The following is a 17,170-nucleotide window of genomic DNA, read 5'->3' as shown; positions in this document are numbered from 1 at the left end:
TTATACACTATATATATTAATTAATCCCCCTTGCAACGTAAAAATCAAAAAGGCCTCTCGCCCTATTAAAGGCGAAAGACACTTTTTGTTTTGACAGACTAGTTTCCCTTTACCTTCTCCTCTAAATCCCACAGAGCCCAACCATAATCCGGATCTCGGAGGCCCGTCAGGTGTGAATTACTCGCTTTTCCTTGAATCTCAATGGATTGAATCTTCGAAGTACCCGCACCTTCAGTCCCTTCGATGGTATGGGCGACCGCCACGGCGCCTTCAGTCATGCCCACACCTTTAACGTCATGAATTGTCGGGTGGATGATTAGCCAATAGGTTGTATTCGGATTCAAGGCCACGTTCGGAATTACTTGCGCCTCGGATATCCCAAGGGTTTCTATCTTTGTAGGTATTCTTTCACCCGTAGCGCTGTCAATCAGTTCAAGACTGGTACTATTGACACTTTGCCAATCGACTGCACCGTTAAAGAGCACTGTGAACTTCTTATCGAGGGGTATCGACGACAATTCACTAACCTTAAGATAACTTGGATAATAACGCGCATAACGATCTGATGGTTGATCGGTGGGCAACGAGTTCACTGAGTTCGCAAGTTCCCCCCAGGCCTCCCAATAAGCTGTCGTTCTACCTTTGACAAGGGCCTCCGTTGCGTCGGATAACATCAATTCGGCTGCCTTTAGTGAGTCCGCCTGCTTTATTTCCACATCGGGAGTAACCCCAACCTTATTGATTTCATGTCCAAACGGGGAGTAAAATCGGTCAATCGTCATTTTCAGTACACCCTTGTTCGCAAGAGTGAACATACTCTGGACCGTCCCCTTTCCATAAGTAGTGGTTCCTACGAGTTTCCCCTTTTGATGATCTTTAACAGCAGCTGCTAAAAGTTCTGAAGCACTGGCGCTGTTTTCATTAGTTAAAAAAATAACCGGTTGGTTCAGAATAAAGCCGTGATCTTGTGCCTTATACTGCTTAACAGTACCTGTGCGGTCTTTGATGCTAACGATATCATTTGGTCCGATGAAATAGCCCGCCAAGTCAAAGGCAGAACTTAAATATCCGCCCCCATTATCTCGTAAATCCACAATCCAGCTATCGACATTTTGGCCTCTTATACGATTGACCACCATTTCGAATTCCGTCGCTGTATCACTTCCAAAGGAATTCAGATCTAGATAGCCGATATGTCCGTCTAGTACGTCTCCTGTCACAGTAGGTTCTGAAATCTCCCTACGTTCAACGCTCAATTTTTTGGTCACGATTCCTTGCTGCACACTAATCTGAACCGTACTGCCCTCAAGACCGCGCAGGATGTTCACTGCTTCATTCGAAGATAGCCCTGCCAGCGATTTCCCGGCTGCCCGCACAATCAAATCTCCTGCCTTCAGTCCGGCCTCCTCAGCTGGCGAACCAGAAATGACAGATACCACTCTCACGCCGTCCTCCTCCATATTAATATGGATTCCGATCCCAGTAAAGTGCATATCTATACTCCCCAGAAATTCCTGATATTCCTCCGGAGAGAAATACATGGTGTGTGGATCTCCCAGCCGTTCCAGCGTCTCGTCCACGGTCGGGGCGTTTAATACCTCAGCTGAAACAGGGTCCACATATAGATTTTGAAGTAACGTACGGATTTCTGGCAAAACATTGACATTCGCGGCCAGGACCGACGTCGAAGTACTCAGCAATAGTGTTAAGACCAACATAAGGTTTAGAAGTATATGACCGACTGCTTTTTTTCTTAAAAATCTTGTAGGCATCTTGTCTATAGTCTCCCCTCTAGAGTTACAAATTCTACTCTAGTTAAGATTCGACACGCTACTGGATTTACCTTTGCCTTGCTTAGAAAATTCTCCAGGGAATTTGTTCTTAATTCTAAGCAGAAATGAGGATTTCTTTAACAGAAAGAAGGATTTCTGTCAATAATTCTAGAAATATACGGTAAAGGAGGAGTTTACGTGACATTTATAAAAAAATACTTTTTTTTAGTTTTTATTCTGGTTAATCTTCTGATATTCGCCGACACGCCAATGGTTAACGCTTCTACATCTATTAACCGCATTGCAGGCAATGACCGCTATCAAACGACTGTTGCCATTAGTCAAAGTGGCTGGCCCGACGGAGCAGCTACTGCCATTCTTGCCTACGGAGAAAACTTTCCAGATGCCTTAAGTGCTGGACCATTGGCGCATAAGTACAATGCTCCAATTCTATTGACCGACTCCTATAGTCTGAATGAAGATACAGCCCAAGAATTAAAACGCCTTAATGTTAAAAAGGTCTTCATTGTCGGTGGCACTGCTGTCGTCTCCAAGGCTGTGGAAATGAAACTTTCCTCGATGAGCATTACCTCTGTACGGCTAGCTGGTCAGGATTGTTATGAAACGTCCTTAAAAATAGCCCAAGAAGTCGGTATCACCAAGGGAGTGTTCGTAACAACCGGTCTTGATTTTCCGGACGCTCTGTCCATAGCCCCTATAGCAGCGGCAAAAGAAATGCCAATCATTCTGGTTCCCCGGGATGAACTTACTAAAATACAAAAAGATTTCTTGAGTAAGAATAAAACCAAAATCGCCAATAGTTACATCGTCAAGGGCTATTCCGAAATAAGTGACAATGTGGTCAACCAATTTCCTAATAGCGAAGTTATTAGTGGTTCTGACCCTTACGAAAGGAATATCAACCTTATCAAACGATTTGCTAGTGATCTCGATTTAGACACAATTTATATTGCCACTGGTGAGTACTTTCCAGATGCGCTTGCCGCTTCGGCTTTAGCTCAAAAGGGGAAACACGCCCTTATCCTATCTAAACGTGACACCATTCCGAACTCAGCAATTGCCTTCATTCGCTCAAACATTATTTCTGAATTCAACATCTTAGGCGGAAATAGTGTGATCAATGAGTCGATTGATTCGACGCTCAAGGAACTACCCGCTAGGATCGACTCGGTTTCTAATGTTAAGGACAGTGTACAAGAAAAGCAAAAATACGATCCCCCTAAGACCGTAATCGTTACAAAGACGGATGGTTTAACCGCGGAAGTCCCTGTGACCTGGAGTCTTTCCTCAGTGAATACCCTCCATGCGGGGACCTATAAATTCGAAGGAACGATAAAAGGTTATAGTGGTCATGTTTACCTGAACTTGACGATCGATCCAATCGTCTCGAAAATCCTTCCTATTTCTGCTGAAATAATTCTTGGTGACTCCTATAGTCTTCCCGATACAGTTGACGCAACCATGAGCGGTGGTACCGTAAGCACTTTTCCTGTTACTTGGAGCAGCAATATTGTCACTTTAAATAAGGTCGGCAGTTATACCTTCCAAGGCAAGGTTGAGGGCTTAACCCAAACTGCAACTTTAACCCTAAAAGTGTCTGAAGATGCCAAAATAGATTTTCCTGATGAAAGATTAAAATACGTTATCGGCAAAAAGTGCGGGAAAAGCCGATCTGAGGCAATCTATAGGAGTGATGTTCTTGATATTACCATCTTGATCTCAAAACGTTCAGGGATCGAAGACTTGACTGGCTTGGAGTACTTAACGAACTTAAGAACCCTCGAACTCACCAATAATACCATAACTAAGATTCCTAACCTTACAAAGCTGACCCAGCTTAATACCTTGAAATTGAGTCATACTGAGCTCACGGATATCAAAGCATTAAAAGGTTTAACATCCCTCACATATCTTGACCTATCCGATAATTATATTGAAGATTTTACAGTACTAAAAGATTTCATAAACTTAACCACGCTTTATTTAGACGATAACGAGCCCGAATCAGATGACGATAATTATACGCCCGATTATAGCCCAGTAAGATCATATTATAAGAATCTAAAAAAGAAGGATTTTAGTTTGTAAACATTGTCGGGATTTCAACGAACTTTTGCCTATAAAAAGAGTCTTTCGCCTTCATTTTGAAGACGAAAGACTCTTTTTGATTAATCACAATAGTTTCCCTTTGTCTAGTGTCCAAAGGTGCTAGTTCCGGGTCGGTGGACCCGTGGACAATTTTACGCCTGAGGCATACCTTTCAAAAACCATTCATAACTGTTTTTTGCGTTAAATAGTTCGATCTGCTTTGTCTTCACTGCATCCTCTTGAACCTGATAATTCGTAAATGCACTATCCATGTCCAACTTTGAAAGCATACCTAAACTCATCCTTATTTGAGCCTCAGTCAGGGCCACTTTTTTATCCGCAAGGGTCTGCTCGGCTAGTCGAAGATCACTCTGCTTCTTGGTGATGTCGTCGAGCATCGAATTATAATTTAATCTCAAGGTATCTTTCAGCTGTGCAAGCTCTAGGGTTGCATTCTCCAGCTCATAATTTGTCGATTTATACTCTTTCGACGAGCCACCATGATCCTTTTGAGCACTCGCAAGAGCGGATTGTAGGATCACAATCTGTTGTTCCTGCAATTTTATAGCATAACTATTCTCCTGAGCCATTTTAAGATCGGCATCTTCATCTTCAATGATTAATTCCTGATCTACAATAGGAATACTCCCGATGACTAAGGTATTCTCCTGATCGTTGAGCACATTTTTCAATTGACTCTCCAGAGATTCCCGCTGGAATTCAATACTTTCAAGGTTGGTCTGCAGATCAACTATCTTAGTTTTTAGATCATTCATAGCATTATAGGTTATCATACCCAGACTCTCTTGCAATTGCAAAGTGGTCAGTTGGTCTTCAAGAGTCTTTATTGACAGAGAAATGTCTGCGGAATTTAGATTCAATTGATTATAAGCAACAAATATACTTTCTGCGAAACGTGTCTGAGAATCATCACTCATCGAAGCCTGCAGATCAGCCATCGCTTCCAAGGTAGGTTGATCAATGATATTTCTCTCTGCTAGCTTGATATTAGCAAGTAAAACTCGTTTTTCTGCACCTAATTGAATAATCTCAGCAAAATCAGCTGAATCCCTTTGATCATTAACATCTTCTAAGTCATCCTCAAGCTCTCTAATAGTCTTTTTAAGATCTGTGGAACTAAGCTTACTTTGCAGTCTTTTGTTGACATTAATGTGAGCCTCAATATTCTGTTCAGCGATAATACTTCCAATATCTCCGAAGTTAATTGTTTTCGAATCTGTGGTGGCTGTGGTGCCATCTGTGGTGGTGGTGGTGGTGTCAATGTCAGCGAAAGCCATAATAGGTTGCCCTAAAAGTAACATAGTTGACAATAATGATGCTCCGACTATTTTTTTCATATGTAATCTCCCTCTCTTAAAACCTATGTGCTTATTGTAGTTCACAATTTTTCTGATGTCAAATGTAATTAGAGGTAATCCAATGGCTCACTGAATTCACTCATGTATGTTTAAAGCCATGTCATATTGTCCATGTAGTCTCCCCTTAGAATCGGTAGGAGTTTAGCTTTCAGCGGTTCTGGTAGGTCTTTCAGCCTTTGATCATCGATCTTCAGGATATCCACTGTATCTAATTTAAGTTTGTCAGCTAGTTCTTTAGCTGTTAGGTTTCGATTTTTTCGAAGCTCCTTAATTGTTTTCTTATCCTTGAACTTCAATCCAAAAAACACGCTAATTCCCCTTTTCGCAATGTCATCCCCAACTAGCACGAATTGCCGTCTCTCTTGTTCTATTATAAGCTATTACTATGAGCTGCAAAAGAGCCCTTCGCCACATTTATAGGCGAAAGACTCATTTGTTTAAGTGTCATTTATTTCAATGTAACCTGCTTTAACTTTTTCCCATCTTTGACAACAATGATATCAATAGTTCTATCGGGATATTTCTCTTTAATAACCGCACTGTATTTATTGATAACTTCGTCTGCCGACAGTTCCTGCTCATTATTAATTGCAATATCCACGTTCACAGAACGTTGTTCTCCTTCTACCACTTGAACCATTACCTTTTCGATTCCCTTTTCTGCTTCCAGCTGTTTGGTTAGATCAGCATCAGTTTCTAATTTAGTAGTCGATTGAGGTTTGACTTCTTTCGATTCCGTTCCTGAATTGGGAGTGTTCTTATCCTGAGTTGATTTAAACCCCGAACAACCTGTTATCAAGAACAGTATCGTTATAACACCTATAATCGGTAACCATTTATGCTTAGACATTGTATGCTTCCCCCTTCCTATCCAGTTCTAGGGTGAGTTTAACAGATACAATCTCAAATGTAAAGTTACAAAGCTACTACATGAGACTTGTTTGAATGAGTTACGTCAGTTACGTAGAACTGAACCGTTCTGTCTAATCTGCCATCCTCTAAGCAGGTATTGCGAACGTCTGCTAAATTCTCCATATGTTTCTGAATTTCCTATTAAAAATATATCTCCAAATTACAATCTCACACTACTTTGTTCGATGAATAGAAATAGCCTCACGTCCGTTTGTCGGAACGTGAGGTGTCTACAATATAACCAAAACGGTTCAATCATGATGTCCTAAATTTAGTACATCATTTTACGACACTGACATGCCAACTTAATAAATCGATATCTCTATCTTGTATAACCTGGCCAAAGTCAAATGTCCACAATATAGCCTTATATGGTTCAATAGCTAAGCTCTTGACATCGAATTGCCCACGAGCTATCTCTTCCTGATTAGCATCAAAAACAACTAAAGGTATTTGCTCAAAATCTATTGGCTTATCTGTGGAATTTCTGATTATTACAGTAGTTAGCAGATCGTTTTGAGTTGTAATCTTTGCACAAAGTGGTGAGAAATTCACCTCACCTGGCTTCATCGGTGGAAGTTTCGCTAAGATCCGTTCTAGATCTTGCTGTTGGCTTACTGGTAAATTCTCAGGCAACGTCTGATATTTAAATTCAATGCTTTGGGGAGCTTTAGCTTTACCTTTAGCTTTACCTTTAGCTTTACCTTTAGCTTCTACGTCAAAGCATACCTGACATCCTTCAGGAATATCTTGAGAATAAATATTATCTGGATGAAAGCGAACAACGCAGGCCTTTTCCGAACCAGCAACAACCTTACCTACAATCTCTCCGCCAAACGTTTGCCGCGCTAGAACTTTCCTATCTGAATCTATTAAGACTAAAGGCAATCTCTTAAACTTTAATCTCTGGCTATATCCATTGCTAATAAAAAAACCTACCAATAGTGCCCCATCAGCAGGCGAAACGCTTGTAAGTTGGATGCTGACTCGACCTTCATTAACTGCGGATGGTTGTGGTTCAAATAACTTTTCTTCAAAATTCTGCTCCATTTGGTTTTCTTCAATGGTATCCTTCTTTGAAAACTCAGAATCCGGATTCGCACCTCTTTTGGCTTTGTTAAAATCTAACAACATAACTTATATCCTCCAATGTTTATAACGTAATTTATATTATCTCATATCTTGAAGCATTTTACCACTTGAAGTATATATGGATTCTGTTATTGAGGCGAGGTTGCCCAGAAAAAACTGCTTTGATCGCCTAGGAACCCCCTCTCTAAGCAACGATTAATTATTATATTAATACATAATCGAAGCACCTAACTCAACTACATTTGGAAGTAAGTTTTTGCGCTTAGGGAATAGCACTTAGGCTTCGACTTCAGAACAGTTTCAAACTTGGAACAAGTTGACTTATACCAAAATGGAAGCAAAATATATGCCGTCATAATTCATTATGTTCTTTAGTATACGGTATCCACGATCTTGAGTACGTCTGCAAGCAATGAAGGACTGAACCCAGTTTCAACACAAATTATCCATTTACCACACTTAAGCCTAACTTCGCTCATGGAACGTTCCTCGTTTACCATCGTTACATTAGCCCACTGTTGCGGTTTATGTTGGCCTTCCCGGTTGAGCTTAGTTGCCCAGGTAACATACCGACTATATTGAATACCCTTTGCTGTAATTCCACTTGCCCTGCATTCTGCGACGAGCGCAGCCTGCTGTTCTCGCTTGGACATTTTTAATACCTTCATTCCTAGTCTAATGAATGTATTTTCTCATAGTTAGAGCAGAGTGACCATGCACCCGTTTATTAAGCGCTTACTACACTTTTGCATTTGGTTTCCATCCTTTATCCTAGGAGACACCAAAAGAGCCTTCCGCCTAATCAAAGACGAAAGACTCTTTTGTCGAATTATCACAATAGTTCCCCATTGTGTAACATCCTTAACCCCCGGGGGGAAGAAGCCGCTAGGCTACTTCCCCCGAACAATAATTAGTCAACTAAAGTAACTACTTTTTGAGCTTTAACTGTTGTTTTGGTATCTGATGTTGCTACTACTGTAAATGTACCTGCGACGGTAGTAAGATCATCTTCAACTGATACTACACCTGTTGATGTATTGATAGTGACTCCAGCAACAGGAGTTAGTAAGCTCCAAGTTACATTTTCAGATCCCATCACGTTACCTTCTTGATCTTTTACTACTGCAGTATAAGCTTCTGTTGTAGCTGCAGCAGGACTAGTCGGAATTGTGATACTCGCTGTACCAGTTAGAGTAACGCTAGTTACTACTTTTAATACTAGTTTAGCTGATGCTGCATTCAGTGCACTTGTCTTAGTTACTATTTCAGCATTTGTTGATTCTGGAAGTGCTTCAGCAGTAATCAGAGCTGCACTAAATAGCGTGAAACTAGCTACTGTATAATCAGCTTGGTTTGTTTTTGCAGTTGCAACAGTAGCTTTTGCAGTGACTAAGTTAGCGGCTCCTGATTCTACTAATCCTGCTATCGCATTGTTTATTGCAGTTGCTTTATCTGTCTTATTTACCGTTGTTACTTCTGGTAATGCTAAAGCTGTAGTTAATGCTGTCCAGCTAGCTACTGTGTAGTTAGCTTGAACTTTAGTTGCTGCTGCGTTCTTAGCTGTTGCTAGTGCTGCTGCTGCTGCTAATTCTGCTTTAGTTTTAACAATCTTAACTGTAGTTGCAACTCCGTCTACTACAGTTACAACTACTTGATCGCCACCGCCAGCTGTTAACCCTGCGACAACATTCGAGTCACCTACTGCGAGAACGTTTCCAGCGTTATCTGTTAAGATAGTTTTTGCATTTAGGAAGTAAGTGGTTTTGCTATCAACAATAATTGAGGCACTATTAATAGTGGTTACAAGACCTGTAGTAGCTGCTGGTGTCGATGCACTAGCTCCGATAACAAACAACTTAGCATATAAGCCAGTTTTTGCATCTAGTACTACCGTTACATTAGTCTCACCGCGAAGATCGCTTAACGATTCTTCAGTGATGTCAGAAGTGTCTGTAGCATCAAGTACTAAGCCGTTGTCAGCAAGTTTGTACGTAGTACTACCAACTTTTACTGTCTTGTTACCAACATCAACTCCGTCAGCAAGAACGCTCCCTGGGACTACACGACTAGTGTAATTAGCATCGATATCATGACCAGATCTAGCAAATCCTTTTACTAACTCAGCATTGTCTTCTTCAAATTCAAGGATTACTACTTGACCTTTAACAATATCGTTGGCTGTAACTTCATCTACTTTTAATGTTTTCTCTGCTCCACCAGCGAATACAGTAACACTAACGATTTCGTCATCGGTATTGCGAAGAACTTTAGTTACAACTGCTTCATCATAGGTCATATCATCGCTAGTTGTACTATCGTACCAAATCGCTACTACTTCGGCATCATCATTAAAGATGTAAGTTCCATTATCGATTTCTGAACCCTCGTAGTCGCCGAAAGCTGAGATGACATAGTCATCTGCATCAGTAGTTTTACCATCTTCTGTTGCATCAAACATAATTGTGCTTGAAGTTAACTTCTTACCATTAATATACTTGTCACCAGCTTCTACACTATTAGCAGCGGCAATTGTGCCTGTGCCTACTAGCGCTGCATCGGTGCTAAAGAATTCCAATTCCTCGAGATTGCCGTCATCATCCAAGTGTAGCTTAACTAGGCTACCAGCGTCAGCTTCATCTGTGAACGAGATATTTACGTTAGCTTTTGGAGTGGAACTATTGTCTTTTAGGACAATACGGTCATCTTTAGTATCAGCATCAGTATCTTCTAATACTGCTGACCAATCACTGTCTGCACCAGTACCGTTATCGATATCGTATTCTTCACCATCAACAGTAATGGTATCAAAATCTTCTAAATCCATGTCAAAGGATAGTTCATCGCCCTCTTCAGTTAAGGCTTCGATCTCCACTTTGTCTCTAGCTGATGCATAACCTAAGATATCTTCGGTTAGAACTGCCACTTTGGTGTTACTTACAACATCACCTAAGTCACCAGTGATATAGAGTACGTTTCCTGCATAATCACCATAAAGTGCTACGTCTCCAGCAGCTTGAAGCTCTTCTGCTGCATCAGAGTCTACATCTGCAACTTCGCCATCTTCATTGATGTAAACTGCTCCGCCATTTTCATACTCGAATACATCAGTGTCATGGATATAGTCATAGGTTTCTCCGCCTACTTCGATTGAGCCATCATAGACTTCTTCAATCTCACCAGATGCAATTTTGTTATTCATAACTTGAGCATAACCATCTTCATCATCTGCATCTATGCTATAAAGTAACAAATCACCTTTATCGAGATCAGCAACATCAATTACTTTTCCGTCTTTTACGATAGTAGCGTCTTCAGCGTCGAATCCACCGCTTCCATCAATTCCAACAACTTCGTCTTCGTCGATAGAATCAACCACTAAGACGTCTTTTAGTGAATATGCACTAACGAATTCGATGTCTCCAGAAGTGTCAAAGCCAATTTTGGCAACGTTAAACTTGTCACCAACGAAGTCCTCAACGTCTTCTTTTACACCATCTACATAGAAGGCAAATTTTTCTTTTGTGCCAGTGTAAACTTCTGTTGAGATATCATACTTCTCGTCTTCTCCAAGAAGTTTGATCTCATCATCAGCGGTCACTTCAATGGAATCATATTTTGCAGTTGAAGTTAAAATTTTGTAATTAACTAACTCGTTATCTCCATTGTACCAAACCTGTACGAGTTCACCCATTGCAGCTTGATAATCAAACTTAAGACTATCAGGTACATCGAGAGTTACCTTCGCACTAGCATTATCGCCTTTATCGACATAAGCTACAATTTCTTTATCGCCTACGTTGATATCCTGCACTCGGACTTTCAAGGAATACGGACGGTTGAAGGTAGCTGTCAACATTGTCCCGTTAGCATTTACGGTAACAATATAATCTTGAAGATATTCAAGAACTTCTTCAGAATCTTCTTGTGCATACAATTCAACAGTTGCAGTTAGTCCGTTAGAAGACATTACCACTTCTTTAATACCATAACGGGCCATTGTATCAGCGTTTTTAACCGTGATATCTGAAGATTGAAGTCCAGTTACAGGTTTGCTGAAAGTAATTTCCAGGAACTTGTTAGTATCGTCAAGTGCACTTATCGAAACAATTGACAACACATTGGAATCAGGTGTTACTTCGCCTTTAGAAATTCCAACGCGTACACTTTCAGGAACAACGAATTCGCCACCGAGAGCTGTAACAACAGTGCTCGCAGAGGATTTGCTGAATGTGAAAGTAGCTACGGCAGGAACGGTCTTGCCATCTGTGAGAACGATAGGAGATTTGGTGTCAGCTGCAAGTGCTGCACCAGCAAGTGCATCGATAGCAGTTACGCCGTTTGCAACGAAGACATTGTCAAAGCTAAGGGCAGCTGCGAAGTCTTGGATTACTTGGTTGTTGGTGTCATATGCTGTCATACCAAAGTGACGAGTAGCGCCTGGGAATTGTGCTTTGACTGCATCACTGATTACGCCTGTTCCACCAATTACGTCTGTAGATGTAATGTTAGCCGTCAAGAAAGCTTTTACGCTAGCAGGCACTGAATCTTTTTCAGTTAAGAGAATTGGTTGACCTGCAGCGGAAGCGATTGAAGCAATGGAAAGAGCATCTTGGTTCAACCAACCGTAAGCGACTGCAACTTTAGATACTGAAGCGCCGAGTTTCACCATTTCTTTGGCAATGTTGACTGAAGTGTCGAAACGATCATTTCCGCCAAGGGAAACTACTTCAATACCCATACCTTTGAGTTCAGTAACAACTCCTGCACTGATGACTGCTGTTCCACTGGTCACATAAACTTTCTTAACAGCGAGTTTAGTAAGTTCAGCTTTGGTGTCAGCATTCAAGGTTGCGCCAGGTCCTTGTAGAAGGATTGGAGCTTTCAAGAATTTAGCGAGTGGGCCAGATGTCAATGCATCAACCATTCCATAAGAAGCTGAAGATGCAAGGATTGCTGTACCTGTCCAGCCTGTTTGATCAGCGATTTTTACTGCTGTTTGTTCAGCAGTTGTACCTGCTAAGCGAGTTGAAACTGTACCTGCTGCAAATGCGTTAAAAGGAACTAGTGAAAGGGCCATACCAGCAATAGCTAATGAGGCTAAAGCTTTTTTAGTTTTTTTCATGTAGTGAATATCTCCTCTCGTCTTTTGGATCTCTTTTTCTTTCTTTTGGTGAACGGTAACTCTGTTTACAACCTAGGACGTCTAGTAGTCGTCCCTCACCCCCCTTAAAATGTGTAGCACAATCTTTAGACATTGCGCAATATCTAAAAGCATCCACAGAATAAAGTGGGAGCGTCCCCCCTAAGGATGATTCCATCATCCCTCCTGTGGCGTACTCGTTAGAACGCATAATAATGAGGAACCCATAAAAGGGTCTGTATTAGCTATATGTATTCTACAAGATAGCCAATATTCCTTCTTTCTGTCCCAACTTTTTTTTCATGGGCCTCAATATATTTGACCCTTCGGACAGGATCTCACCAGTACTCATTTAGTTTACACTAAAACTTACTAGTTTTCCACCTTTAGTCAAAAAATATACTAACTTTCCGAAGGAATACTAGAAGTATAGCATGGAGTTTGCTTCTAAATGTTAATATCTTGTGGGATTTTGCTACATATGTTGTTAAATTTCTAATATCCTTTGTATCTCAGAATCCCTTGATAGACTCCAAGGGCTGCTTTTTGTATGAAATCTGGTGTTCCTAGAAGTTGTTCTTCTGTCGGGTTGGAAATAAAACCAATTTCTACTAATACCGCGGGCATCTTAGTATTCTTAATGACGTAGAACGCCGCATCCTTTACGCCCCGGCTATTTAAGGAGACCGCCTTTACCAACTCACTCTGTATGCTCGTCGCTAAGTCCTTCGACTCGTCAGTCACTGGACTAGCTGAACTATAGTAGGTCGTTATCCCTCCTACATCAGGATTACTGAACGCATCGTTGTGGAGGCTGATATAAAGATCTGCGTTCTGATCGTTTGCGATCTTTACCCGAGCCTGAAGGTCTGAAAGCTCGGAGTACGTTCCTTCTGCTGGGGTAACATCCGTGCTGCGTGTCATGATCACTTGTGCTCCGGCCGAGCGCAACAACCCTGCGATACTAAGGCCGATAGCCAAGTTGTTTCTTTTCTCATAAGTCCCTGCTGGTCCAATAGCTCCTGTGTCGGGTCCTCCATGTCCAGGATCAATGACAATGGTTAGGCCTGCTAAGAGGAAATCGGGCTGCACTGTACCTTCCAGAATACCTTTGACATTATCTGTGAGGACTGCTAGTCCACCGACAATCACGACCTTCGTGGGAACATCCGTTGGTTTGGACAACACGGCATAAGTTGAGCCTGGTAAGGTTGTCCTTTGGGCCATAACGATTCCCGCACGTTGCTTGGCCGCTAGCCCCCCTGCTGCCAGCGCATCGGGGAAGTTCTCGCCAGTTACCAAGTACGTTGTTCGAGCTATCAATGTATCTCGAGCAAACTCATAGACATTTGACGCCGTCTCATAGCGGTCGTTGCCAAAAATCCGTTGTACATCCTTCACACTGCTTAGGCTAGCACTGGATACGACGGCTTCTCCGCCAATAACGATTGTCTTGAGATCCCCTTTTTCTTGCAGGCTATTAATTGCTTGCCGAGTCGTCTCAGGCATCTTTTTGGCGCTCGTCAGAAGGATTGGAGTCTGAGTTGTGCCTGCGTAGGCTGAAATTGAAAGCGCATCTGGGAATTGTTCCCCGCTCACTAGGATAATTTTCCCTTGGGCTCCGACGCGTTCTGCGACTTTTTGAGCGGTTTCAAATTGATCATAGCCTGCTATGCGTTCGGGTTCACCTAATCCTGCATTTCGGATATCTGACACAACTTTAGGGGTTAGAGCGGCCTCCCCACCTAAAAGAATGACCTTCTTGGCACCAAGCCGTTTGATTTCCTGCAAAACCTTTGCATCGACTCCGGACGCTGGGGTAAGCAAAATGGGTGCATCCAACTTATGGGAAAGCGGTGCCGCAACGAGGGCATCTGGAAAATGATCACAATTAGCCAATAGTACTGTATCTGCTTGCTGCCAACCTATTTTAGAAACTTCAATTGCAGTATCTATTTGGCGCACCCCGGATATCCTGGACGTTTCTAGGCCTAGGGAAGCGTTCGCGGGATTCTGGAATCCAAGTAAGAATCCGAGACCGAATACTAACAACCCTATGAGTTTCCATTTTATCTTTGCCACACAGTAATCCCTCCTCAATACAGTCTACCTGTATGCTTTCGACATACTTCGCCGATGTCCTGCCTAAAAGACTAGGACTTTCGTCCTAATATTATTGAACCCAAGATTCCACGGTTTGTACGACATTTTCTGGCAAGGCCATGACTCCTCCGAACGCTTCTACCTGTCTGCCCTTCCAGGAATTCAAGAGGGTGGACAAACTCCTAGGAATGGCCGAATGGGTCGGTACTAATACCACCATTGATCCGTAATAAGCCGCACGAACAGCCCCTGTGAGAGCATCTGGGTAATTTTCCCCTGTGGCGAGTTCTAGTTTAACGGTTGTGGGCGGATAGGCTTGCAAGACGGCTGCCGCTGTGTCGTAAGCTGTATTTCCGCTGATCCGCTTAGAATTGGGTAGGTTTTTCGCAATATTAGCACCTACCACACTGGTCCCTCCAATGACTAAGGTTTCGGTCACTTTGAGTTCCTCTAGAACATTTTGGGACTCCCTAGATAAGCTTGACAATTCCGTGAGTAGGATGGGAATTCCCTGACGAGCAGCCCAGGCGGAAATGACTAAGGCATCCTGAAAGGAACGCACACTGGCAACGACGGCCTTCCCTTTGGTGCCAAGTTCCCGAGCAATGGCTACTGACGTTCCTTCAGCCGAGTAGCCGGCGAGACGTTTGACATCATAGGTCTGGCGAAGTTCTGCTTCAATCCCCGAAGACAGGGCAGCCGTACCTCCAAGGAGGTAAATGGTTTTCGGAGCCAGTCTTTGTAGTTCTGCTCGTACTCCCTCAGTGAGCCCAGAGTTTGGGGAGAGAAGGATCGGAGCTTGGAGTTTATAGGCAAGAGGTGCACCAGCCAGAGCATCTTGGAACTGATTCACTTGGGCGAGAATAACGGTATCCGCGCCGGTTGTATAGGTCGCTTGAGAAATCTTTACTGCCGTCTCCTCCGCCGTGACTCCAGCCATTCGCTTGTCACCTATACTTTCCTGCGGTGTACCTACGGCATAGATTCCACCTTTATAGAGCCCAAGCCTAGCCTCTCCACTTACAATCTCTCCGCCAGAGGCAAGCCAACGGGAACCAGTCCAGCGATAAACAACTCCTCCTAAATCTGCTTTAAGGGAAGGATCGTTCACTTTAAAAGAAAGCATTTTCTGTGGAGTTACGCTTCCCCAGTCCATCTGAAAGACTGAGGTTAAAAAGGATGCCCCATTTGGTAAATTGGCAGGAGCCGGGATAGTCTTCACCGCTACGTCAGCGGAGCTGACAAACGCTTGCGCAGGTATTGTTAAAGTCAGCTGTGTAGAGCCCGCTGAGGCTTGAACAGTTCCACCCAAGGCACCTACTGAAGTCGACGCCGTTTGGTCTTCTTGAATTTGGTTAGCTAGAGTCAAGGCTAGTTTCACATCTACAAGCCCATAACCGTAGAGAGGATCTCGTCCTGAAGCGCCTAGATCTTCTACCCCCGCTTCCATAACTTGGATCACTTGGTCTCGAGACCAAGCTGGATGTTGACTCCAAATCAAAGCCGCTTCTCCTGAGACGAAAGGGGCGGCCATGGATGTTCCACTCACAATAGCGTATCCTGCCCCCGTACTCTTGCTCCACCAGGTACTGGTGATAGAATTCCCCGGCGCGACCAGATCCACTTCTGAACCTGTGACTGAGTAACTGGCCACGATGTTGTCTTGATCAGTTGCTGCTACTGCCAGAACATCCGGGTCAGAGGCAGGGTAACTCACCCCGGGATTTTCTTCTTCTAGAGGGTCATAATTTCCTACAGCTGCGACCAACAAGCACCCCTGATTATAAGCGTAGGCAATTGAGTTTCTTAAAATATCTGAGGAGTGCGATCCATGTTCTGTGCCAACGCTTAAATTAATGATCTTTGCCCCGTGATCTGCTGCCCAGACTATTCCTGCAGCGATCGCATCGTCATACCCTTCTCCCACGGAATCCATGGCCTTAATCGGCATGATTTTAGCCTGATAGGCTACACCGACAATACCTACATCGTTACGCGCGGCAGCGGCGATTCCTGCGACGTGGGTTCCGTGTCCATTGTTATCTCGATTAGCACCTGGTGCCTCACTCTCTGTGATGGCATTGTAGCCTGAGACTAAATTGTCCTGTAAATCTGGATGGCCTAGAGCTACGCCCGTATCGATCACGGCAATTGTTATCCCCTGACCTGTTGCACCCAAGCCCCAGGCTCCTTGTACGTTGCCGCTGACCATAGACCATTGCTCCTCGAATAGCGGGTCCTTCGGTACAGGTAATCCTGAGGCATTAATTGTCCGGCGATAGTTTTCCTCAGCGTCAATTATCCCCGGAGTCTTCTTCAGCGTCTCTAAGACTTGTTGCACATTTGTAGTTGTACCTGTATTTCCTTTAAATTCTAGCGTTGCATAATTAAGAGGGCCCCGGCGTACAACCTCCACTCCAAAATCTTGAGCGACCGCATCTACATTTACCCCAGGGGCTAAAGAGATGATGACTTGAAATGGCTTTGCAGGTAAGGGAGCTAAACCTAAGTTACAAACCGTCAGCCCCATAATTAATAAAGTTACAAGCCCATATTTCGCTTTAATAACAATCTTCCTTCTAATAAACATCTCTAACACGTCTCTTTCTAAATTATTAGTATCAAGACGTTATTCGACAATTAATCCAACTTTCCTTTCTTTT

10 protein-coding genes are annotated in these 17,170 nt (G+C 43.0%); 1 reads left to right on the top strand and 9 read right to left on the bottom strand.

Translation table 11 applies throughout. The features are described from left to right. Positions 1–98: 98 nt before the first annotated feature. Positions 99–1,772: a S41 family peptidase gene (locus E4K67_RS00765; protein WP_135544519.1), complete on the bottom strand. Its 1,674-nt coding sequence runs from the start codon at positions 1,770–1,772 to the stop codon at positions 99–101. Between the two features lie 198 nt (positions 1,773–1,970). On the opposite strand from E4K67_RS00765, the gene E4K67_RS00760 reads away from it, so the two are divergent. Continuing rightward, positions 1,971–3,881, top strand: a complete 1,911-nt coding sequence (locus E4K67_RS00760) for a cell wall-binding repeat-containing protein (RefSeq protein ID WP_135544518.1) — start codon at positions 1,971–1,973, stop codon at positions 3,879–3,881. 152 nt (positions 3,882–4,033) lie between these two features. Here E4K67_RS00760 and E4K67_RS00755 read toward each other — a convergent pair whose 3' ends face one another. The 8 genes from E4K67_RS00755 to E4K67_RS00720 all read right to left on the bottom strand — a co-directional run bounded on the left by E4K67_RS00755 (position 4,034) and on the right by E4K67_RS00720 (position 17,097). Beyond that, positions 4,034–5,239, bottom strand: a complete 1,206-nt coding sequence (locus tag E4K67_RS00755; protein ID WP_135544517.1) for a coiled-coil domain-containing protein — start codon at positions 5,237–5,239, stop codon at positions 4,034–4,036. 110 nt (positions 5,240–5,349) lie between these two features. Beyond that, the gene (locus E4K67_RS00750; protein ID WP_135544516.1) at positions 5,350–5,568 is read right to left on the bottom strand and encodes a helix-turn-helix domain-containing protein; all 219 of its coding nucleotides are present in this window, start codon (positions 5,566–5,568) and stop codon (positions 5,350–5,352) included. A 140-nt stretch (positions 5,569–5,708) separates the two neighbouring features. Further along, entirely contained in the window at positions 5,709–6,110 is a 402-nt protein-coding gene (locus tag E4K67_RS00745; RefSeq protein WP_135544515.1) for a hypothetical protein, read from the bottom strand. A 341-nt stretch (positions 6,111–6,451) separates the two neighbouring features. Continuing rightward, positions 6,452–7,306 carry an SLAP domain-containing protein gene (locus E4K67_RS00740; RefSeq protein WP_135544514.1) on the bottom strand — a complete coding sequence of 285 codons (855 nt, stop codon included), beginning with the start codon at positions 7,304–7,306 and terminating at the stop codon, positions 6,452–6,454. 329 nt (positions 7,307–7,635) lie between these two features. Next, complete coding sequence (locus E4K67_RS00735; protein WP_135544513.1) at positions 7,636–7,917, bottom strand: hypothetical protein; 282 nt, start codon at positions 7,915–7,917, stop codon at positions 7,636–7,638. Between the two features lie 257 nt (positions 7,918–8,174). Further along, positions 8,175–12,386 carry a cell wall-binding repeat-containing protein gene (locus tag E4K67_RS00730; protein ID WP_135544512.1) on the bottom strand — a complete coding sequence of 1,404 codons (4,212 nt, stop codon included), beginning with the start codon at positions 12,384–12,386 and terminating at the stop codon, positions 8,175–8,177. A 513-nt stretch (positions 12,387–12,899) separates the two neighbouring features. Then, the gene (locus tag E4K67_RS00725) at positions 12,900–14,486 is read right to left on the bottom strand and encodes an N-acetylmuramoyl-L-alanine amidase (RefSeq protein WP_135544511.1); all 1,587 of its coding nucleotides are present in this window, start codon (positions 14,484–14,486) and stop codon (positions 12,900–12,902) included. Positions 14,487–14,577: 91 nt separating this feature from the next. Then, a complete protein-coding gene (locus E4K67_RS00720) occupies positions 14,578–17,097 on the bottom strand; it encodes a S8 family serine peptidase (RefSeq protein WP_135544510.1) in 2,520 nt (839 codons plus the stop codon). Between the last annotated feature and the right edge of the window lie 73 nt (positions 17,098–17,170).

Origin of the sequence: Desulfosporosinus fructosivorans (assembly GCF_004766045.1) — a bacterium.
GTDB lineage: Bacteria > Bacillota > Desulfitobacteriia > Desulfitobacteriales > Desulfitobacteriaceae > Desulfosporosinus > Desulfosporosinus fructosivorans.
This window is presented reverse-complemented; position numbering and strand designations above follow the sequence as displayed.